Annotated in this window: 6 protein-coding genes; all 6 read left to right on the top strand. The window is 40.6% G+C overall.

The features are described 5' to 3' along the window. Positions 1 to 74 precede the first annotated feature (74 nt). The 6 genes from HMPREF2764_RS06275 to pyrF all read left to right on the top strand — a co-directional run bounded on the left by HMPREF2764_RS06275 (position 75) and on the right by pyrF (position 7,434). Positions 75 to 2,096 carry a bacteriocin-associated integral membrane family protein gene (locus tag HMPREF2764_RS06275; protein WP_070528053.1) on the top strand — a complete coding sequence of 674 codons (2,022 nt, stop codon included), beginning with the start codon at positions 75 to 77 and terminating at the stop codon, positions 2,094 to 2,096. Between the two features lies 1 nt (position 2,097). Next, positions 2,098 to 2,739: an ABC transporter ATP-binding protein gene (locus HMPREF2764_RS06270; protein WP_000571283.1), complete on the top strand. Its 642-nt coding sequence runs from the start codon at positions 2,098 to 2,100 to the stop codon at positions 2,737 to 2,739. Positions 2,740 to 2,842: 103 nt separating this feature from the next. Beyond that, positions 2,843 to 4,195, top strand: a complete 1,353-nt coding sequence (gene murD, locus HMPREF2764_RS06265; RefSeq protein ID WP_070528050.1) for a UDP-N-acetylmuramoyl-L-alanine--D-glutamate ligase — start codon at positions 2,843 to 2,845, stop codon at positions 4,193 to 4,195. A gap of 1 nt (position 4,196) precedes the next feature. Continuing rightward, a complete protein-coding gene (locus HMPREF2764_RS06260; protein ID WP_070528047.1) occupies positions 4,197 to 5,255 on the top strand; it encodes a UDP-N-acetylglucosamine--N-acetylmuramyl-(pentapeptide) pyrophosphoryl-undecaprenol N-acetylglucosamine transferase in 1,059 nt (352 codons plus the stop codon). Between the two features lie 9 nt (positions 5,256 to 5,264). Continuing rightward, entirely contained in the window at positions 5,265 to 6,506 is a 1,242-nt protein-coding gene (locus HMPREF2764_RS06255) for a cell division protein FtsQ/DivIB (RefSeq protein WP_070528042.1), read from the top strand. A 232-nt stretch (positions 6,507 to 6,738) separates the two neighbouring features. Continuing rightward, positions 6,739 to 7,434, top strand: coding sequence for an orotidine-5'-phosphate decarboxylase (gene pyrF / locus HMPREF2764_RS06250; protein WP_070528039.1), 696 nt, complete (start codon positions 6,739 to 6,741; stop codon positions 7,432 to 7,434). Positions 7,435 to 7,464: the final 30 nt, after the last annotated feature.

The following is a 7,464-nucleotide window of genomic DNA, read 5'->3' as shown; positions in this document are numbered from 1 at the left end:
ACGTGGTTTGAAGAGATTTTCGAAGAGTATAAATCTTTTTCTATAGGGTTATTCTCTTATACAAGGAGTCTACTATGAAGAAACTATTCATATTATTGTCAACTTTTTTTCTCAGCTTCTTCTTTGCTTGGATTATTGTCTTACGTGCGCCACAATATTTATATGCAAGCTATGATTCCGTTTCTTTACTTCGTGTCAAAAAAGATACTCAGGAACCGTCGCGTGAGGTATTTGAAAAGGAATTAGAGAAGTTTGTAAACTCAGAACAGAGTTTAATAGCTAGAAGAATTGTAGAGCCGAGTAAGGATGGGACAACTCACTTTACTTATGCAACTTATGGTCAGGGAACATTACCAAAAGAATTCCAAGAAGCTAGCCAAGAAAGTCGTGAACGTAGTGATCCACTAAATAGTTATCTCCTTTTATCAGGCTCCTTGACGAAAGAAAAGCTAGCCGATAAATTAGGAGATTTGGGTTATAAAGCAGTTGCTGACCGAAAGACACCTCCCTATTCCCTTGCTTTTCGAATTTTACTAAATCCACTTATTTTAATTAGTTTAGCAATATTTGGCTTATCTTTCTTTGCTTTAGTGATTATCACTCGGATTAAGGAAATGAGAGTAGCAGGTATAAAACTCTTTTCTGGTCAGACACTCTTATCCATCATGGGGCATTCTTTATCTACTGATATCAAGTGGCTCCTTCTATCAGCCCTCCTTTCCTTCCTAGGTGGGGGAGTCGTTCTTTTTAGTCAAGGTTTGTTTTATCTTATCTTGTTAGCTACCTATGGTTTTGGGATTAGTTTTTATCTTTTGTTTTTATTGGGGATTTCAATTTTACTAATGCTCCTTTACCTAATGAGTTTGAGTTACAAAGCATTAGTTCCCGTTATTAAGGGAAGATTACCCCTTAAACGCTTGATGGCTTTAACCCTATTGTGTCAGTTAGTAGCTGTTTTTACAGTAGGCTACGCTGTTAAGACGGGTTTGACGTCTTACCAACGATTGAAAGAACTTGAAATTTCAAAACAAGCATGGAAGGATAGAGCAGATTATTATCAAATTTCTTTTGGTTTAGGTGATAGAGGAAAAGATACAGAAAATCTGAATAAGTGGTATGAATTTTCCAAAGAAGCAGTTGAAAAAGAACAGGCTCTATTTGTAAAAGATAATCTCATTCATTTTGCAAATCCTCAAGGAAAAAATGAAAAAGGGGAAACACTGGATACCTATAGTCCAGATGCTAATGTTCTCTATGTCAGTCCAAGTTATTTGGACAAGGAAAATGTGTCTGTAAATGATGAGACTAGACAGAAACTAGCTCATCTTCAAAAAGGGGAATTTGGACTCTTATTACCAGAATCTCTTCGTTCACAGGAAGCAGAACTTAAGAAAGTTTTTGAAGAAAGATTAAACTACTATGGAAAATCAAGCGAGGATGAAAACGCTCCTTTAGAGTATGAAATGAGAGCGATTGTTAGCTATCTTCCAACAGGAGAAAAGCGATTTGTTTATAATAACGGTGAAAGTCCAGTATCCACTCAGTACTTAACCGATCCGATTTTAGTTGTGTTCACTCCTACATCTACAGGTGATAGTTTCATTTCAAAATCTAGTTGGTCTATCAATGCTGGAAAGCAACTCTTTATCAAAGGATATGAGAGTGGACTAGCTCTCTTGAAGGAAGCTGGAATTTATGAGCAAGTATCTTATCTTAAAGAAGGAAGAAGTGTTTATCTAACTCGTTATAATGAAGTGCAAACTGAAACAGCAACTTTAATCTTAGGAGCTATTGTGGGGATAGCCAGTTCCTTGTTACTCTTTTATTCTGTCAATCTTCTATATTTCGAGCAATTCCGTCGAGATATCTTGATTAAACGAATTTCAGGTTTACGATTTTTTGAAACGCATGCCCAGTATATGGTTAGTCAATTTGCCAGTTTTGTATTTGGTGCTAGTCTCTTTATTTTACGCAGTAGAGACTGGGTAATTGGCTTACTCACTTTATTAGTCTTTCTAGTTAGTGCAGTTCTGACGCTTTACCGTCAAGCGCAGAAAGAATCTCGTGTTTCTATGACAATTATGAAAGGAAAATAGGATGATTGAACTAAAGAATATATCTAAAAAATTTGGAAGCCGTCAGCTATTTTCAGATACTAATCTTCATTTTGAAGGTGGGAAAATTTATGCCTTAATAGGTACAAGTGGCTGTGGTAAGACAACACTCTTGAATATGATTGGACGATTAGAGCCATATGACAAAGGGCAAATCATCTATGATGGCACCTCTCTTAAAGACATTAAGCCCTCTGTTTTCTTTAGAGATTACTTGGGATATTTATTTCAAGATTTTGGCTTAATTGAAAGCCAGACCGTCAAAGAGAATCTCAATCTGGGTTTAGTTGGTAAAAAGTTGAAAGAAAAAGAGAAAATCTCTTTGATGAAACAAGCTCTAAATCGTGTAAACCTATCCTATTTGGATTTAAAGCAACCTATATTTGAGTTATCAGGAGGAGAAGCACAACGTGTTGCATTAGCGAAGATCATTTTAAAGGATCCGCCTTTGATTCTTGCAGATGAACCAACTGCTTCGCTAGACCCCAAAAACTCTGAGGAATTACTTTCTATCCTAGAATCTTTAAAAAATCCGAATCGGACCATTATTATTGCGACCCACAATCCTCTTATTTGGGAGCAAGTGGACCAAGTTATTCGAGTTACCGATTTATCACATAGATGATATGGCAAGATTCAGTTAGAAGAAAGAGTCACAAACAAGCTTTGTGGCTTTTTTATTTCCATAAAAATGGTAAAATAGTAAGAGTAGAAATGGAGTTCGAGACATGAAAGTAATAGATCGATTTAGAAATCAAAAAGTCCTTGTTTTAGGTTTGGCCAAGTCTGGTGAATCTGCAGCTCGTTTGTTGGATAAGCTGGGTGCCATTGTGACAGTAAATGATGGGAAGCCTTTCGAGGACAATCCAGCTGCGCAAAGTTTGCTGGAAGAAGGGATCAAGGTTATCACAGGTGGGCATCCTTTGGAACTCTTGGATGAAGATTTTGCTCTGATGGTGAAAAATCCAGGGATTCCTTATAGCAATCCCATGATTGAAAAGGCATTGGCAAAGGGGATTCCAGTCTTGACTGAGGTAGAATTGGCTTACTTGATCTCAGAAGCGCCAATTATCGGTATCACTGGTTCAAATGGGAAAACAACCACAACGACGATGATTGGGGAAGTTTTAACTGCTGCTGGTCAACATGGTCTCTTATCAGGGAATATTGGCTATCCTGCTAGTCAAGTGGCTCAAACTGCGACAGCCAAGGACACACTTGTCATGGAACTTTCTTCTTTCCAACTAATGGGTGTTCAAGAATTTCATCCAGAGATTGCGGTTATTACCAATCTCATGCCAACTCATATCGATTATCATGGTTCTTTTGAGGAATATGTAGCAGCCAAGTGGAATATCCAGAACAAGATGACAGCGGCTGATTTCCTTGTCTTGAACTTTAACCAAGACTTAGCAAAAGAATTGGCAAGAAAAACACAAGCTACAGTTGTACCATTCTCAACACAGGAAAAGGTTGATGGAGCTTATCTGGAAGATGGTCAACTCTACTTCCGTGGGGAAGTAGTCATGGCAGCGAATGAAATCGGAGTTCCAGGTAGCCATAATGTAGAAAATGCGCTTGCGACGATTGCTGTAGCCAAGCTTCGTGGTGTTGATAACCAAACCATCAAAGAAACTCTTTCAGCCTTTGGTGGTGTCAAACACCGTCTCCAGTTTGTGGATGAAATTAAGGGTGTCAAATTCTATAACGATAGCAAGTCAACCAATATCTTAGCCACTCAAAAAGCCTTGTCAGGATTTGACAACAGTAAGGTTATCTTAATTGCAGGTGGTTTGGACCGCGGCAATGAGTTTGACGAATTGGTGCCAGATATTACTGGGCTCAAGAAGATGGTTATCCTCGGTCAATCTGCAGAACGTGTCAAACGGGCAGCGGATAAGGCTGGTGTGGCTTATGTAGATGCGACAGATATTGCTGATGCGACCCGCAAGGCTTATGAGCTCGCGACTCAAGGAGATGTGGTTCTCCTCAGTCCTGCCAATGCTAGCTGGGATATGTATGCTAACTTTGAAGTACGTGGCGACCTCTTTATCGACACAGTAGCGGAGTTAAAGGAATAATATGAAAAAAATTGTCTTTACAGGTGGGGGGACGGTTGGACATGTCACCCTCAACCTTTTGTTAATGCCCAAGTTCATTGAAGATGGCTGGGAAGTTCACTATATTGGTGACAAGCATGGAATTGAACACCAAGAAATCCTCAAGTCAGGTCTGGATGTGACCTTCCACTCCATTGCGACTGGGAAGTTGCGTCGCTATTTCTCTTGGCAAAATATGCTGGACGTCTTCAAAGTTGGTTGGGGAATTGTCCAATCGCTCTTTATCATGTTACGACTGCGTCCACAGGCTCTTTTTTCAAAGGGGGGGTTTGTCTCTGTACCGCCCGTTATCGCAGCGCGTGTGTCAGGAGTGCCTGTCTTTATCCACGAATCGGACCTGTCTATGGGCTTGGCCAATAAAATTGCCTATAAATTCGCAACTAAGATGTACTCAACCTTTGAGCAGCCTGTTAGTCTTGCAAAAGTTGAGCATGTGGGAGCAGTGACCAAGGTTTCAGACCAAAACACTCCTGAACCAGATGAATTGGTGGATATCCAAACCCACTTTGATCCTAAATTGCCAACGGTATTGTTTGTTGGTGGTTCTGCAGGAGCTCGTGTCTTTAACCAATTGGTGACAGATTATAAGCAAGAACTGACAGAGCGCTACAATATTATCAATTTCACTGGATATTCTAGCCTCAATGAGTTGAGTCAAAATCTCTTTCGTGTTGATTATGTGACGGATCTCTATCAACCTTTGATGGAGATGGCAGATGTGGTGGTAACGCGTGGTGGTGCCAATACGATTTTCGAACTCTTGGCCATGGCGAAACTCCATCTCATCGTACCATTGGGTCGTGAAGCAAGTCGAGGAGACCAGATTGAAAATGCTGCCTATTTTGTTAAGAAAGGCTACGCAGAAGAACTTCAAGAAAGTGACTTGACCTTGGAAAGCTTGGAGGCGAAACTCAGTCACTTGCTTAGTCACAAGGATCAATACCAAGCTAGCATGAAAGCTTCGACTGAATTGAAATCTCTTGCAGATTTTTACGATCTACTAAGAAAAGACCTAGCATAAGGAATATCAATGTCAAAGGATAAGAAAAAAGAATCAAACCAGAAGCAAGAATTGTCTGAATGGCAGAAACGAAACCAGGAATACCTGAAGAAGAAGGCTGAGGAAGAAGCTGCCCTTGCTGAAGAGAAGGAAAAGGAAAGACAAGCTCGAATGGCTTCAAAATCTGAAAAGTCAGATGCAACCGAGGACCAAGAGAGTGAATCTGATCCAAAAGACTCAAAATCAGCTAAGGAAGATGCTAAAGAAAAAGTAGAAGAGTCAGAAGACGTCAAAAAAGAAGTACCCAAAGAAGAACCAAAATCCAAAGAGCCAAAGAAACAGAATAAACAGGATAAAAAAATAGAGAAAAAGCCTGTAAAGGAAAAACCGGTCAAACCGAAAATCCCAGGAGTTCATATCTGGCGGGCTATCTCGATTTTGTTTCTCAGTCTGCTTTTATTGGTTGTCTCTGCATACTTGCTCAGCCCTTATGCGACCATGAAGGATATTCGTGTTGAGGGAACAGTGCAAACTACAGATGATGATATTCGACAGGCTTCAGGCATTCAGGATTCGGATTATACGATTAACCTTCTGCTAGACAAGGCAAAATATGAAGAGCAGATCAAGTCTAACTATTGGGTTGAATCAGCTCAGCTTGTCTATCAATTTCCAACCAAGTTTACAATCAAGGTTAAGGAATATGATATTGTGGCCTACTATGTTTCTGGAGAAAGTCATTATCCAATCCTTTCAAGTGGTCAGCTTGAGACCAGTTCGGTGAGCTTGGTGAGTCTGCCAGAAACTTATATATCAGTTTTCTTTAATGACAGCGAACAAATCAAGACCTTTACCTCAGAACTTTCTCAAATTAGCCCCGAACTCAAATCTGCTATCCAAAAGGTGGAACTAGCCCCAAGCAAGGTCACATCAGATTTAATTCGATTGACTATGAATGATTCGGACGAGGTCTTGGTTCCTCTATCTGAAATGAGTAAGAAACTGCCATATTACAGTAAGATTAAGCCACAATTGTCAGAACCGAGTGTGATTGACATGGAAGCTGGAATTTACAGTTACACTGTGGCGGATAAATTAATTATGGAGGCTGAGGAAAAAGCCAAACAAGAGGCTAAGGAAGCTGAGAAGAAACAAAAAGAGGAAGAGAAGAAAAAACTGGAAGAACAGCAAAATAAACTAGAAGAGGAAAGGAAAAAGCTGGAGGAAGAGGGCAATCAAAACCAAACGACCCGACGTTCATCGCGCCGCTAGGTTTAGCTTTTCTCTCGTAGTTCTTCAGTGGCCATGTTTTTACTTGACAAGTTCTAGTAGAAATAATAGAATAGTAAAAAACCTTTAAAGCAGTCCAGAGAGGCAGCTAAGGTTAGACGGTGAAAGGGTGGAGACTACCCATTTTTCGTGGAACCTTGCTGTTGGCAGGTTCCTTTTTTCATGGCTTCTTGTGGCCAGACTCTCTCACTAGCAAAGGTAAAAGGAGAAACCTATGCGAGAACATCGTCCAGTTATTGCTCTTGATTTTCCTAGTTTTGAGGCGGTCAAGGAATTCTTAGCTCTATTTCCAGCAGAAGAAAGCCTTTATCTAAAGGTAGGGATGGAGCTCTATTACGCAGCGGGACCTGAGATTGTGTCTTACTTGAAAGGCCTGGGTCATAGTGTCTTTCTGGATCTCAAGCTGCATGACATTCCCAATACAGTCAAGTCAGCTATGAAGGTCCTGTCTCAGCTTGGTGTAGATATGACCAATGTTCATGCGGCTGGCGGCGTAGAGATGATGAAGGCGGCGCGAGAAGGTCTTGGAAGTCAAGCCAAATTGATCGCTGTAACGCAGCTTACATCAACGTCAGAAGCCCAGATGCAGGAGTTCCAAAATATCCAAACTAGCCTGCAAGAGTCTGTGATTCATTATGCTAAGAAGACAGCTGAAGCGGGATTAGATGGTGTCGTTTGCTCGGCTCAGGAAGTGCAAGTCATCAAGCAGGCTACCAATCCAGATTTTATCTGTCTGACACCGGGCATTCGTCCTGCAGGTGCTGCAGTAGGAGATCAAAAACGCGTCATGACGCCAGCGGATGCCTATCAAATCGGTAGTGACTATATCGTGGTGGGACGTCCCATTACCCAAGCTGAGGATCCTGTTGCAGCTTATTATGCCATCAAGGATGAATGGAACCAAGACTAGAATTAAAGAAATAGATTAGAAAAACAAAAG

Origin of the sequence: Streptococcus sp. HMSC073F11, assembly GCF_001810785.1 — a bacterium.
Classification (GTDB): domain Bacteria; phylum Bacillota; class Bacilli; order Lactobacillales; family Streptococcaceae; genus Streptococcus.
The sequence above is the reverse complement of the archived record's forward strand: the minus strand, read 5'-3'. Positions and strand labels throughout refer to the sequence as shown.

Coding starts and splice junctions, on each gene's coding strand:
- HMPREF2764_RS06260 (WP_070528047.1), top strand. CDS start 4,197: ATGAAAAAAATTGTCTTTACAGGTGGGGGGACGGTTGGACATGTCACC.
- pyrF (WP_070528039.1), top strand. CDS start 6,739: ATGCGAGAACATCGTCCAGTTATTGCTCTTGATTTTCCTAGTTTTGAG.
- HMPREF2764_RS06255 (WP_070528042.1), top strand. CDS start 5,265: ATGTCAAAGGATAAGAAAAAAGAATCAAACCAGAAGCAAGAATTGTCT.
- HMPREF2764_RS06275 (WP_070528053.1), top strand. CDS start 75: ATGAAGAAACTATTCATATTATTGTCAACTTTTTTTCTCAGCTTCTTC.
- HMPREF2764_RS06270 (WP_000571283.1), top strand. CDS start 2,098: ATGATTGAACTAAAGAATATATCTAAAAAATTTGGAAGCCGTCAGCTA.
- murD (WP_070528050.1), top strand. CDS start 2,843: ATGAAAGTAATAGATCGATTTAGAAATCAAAAAGTCCTTGTTTTAGGT.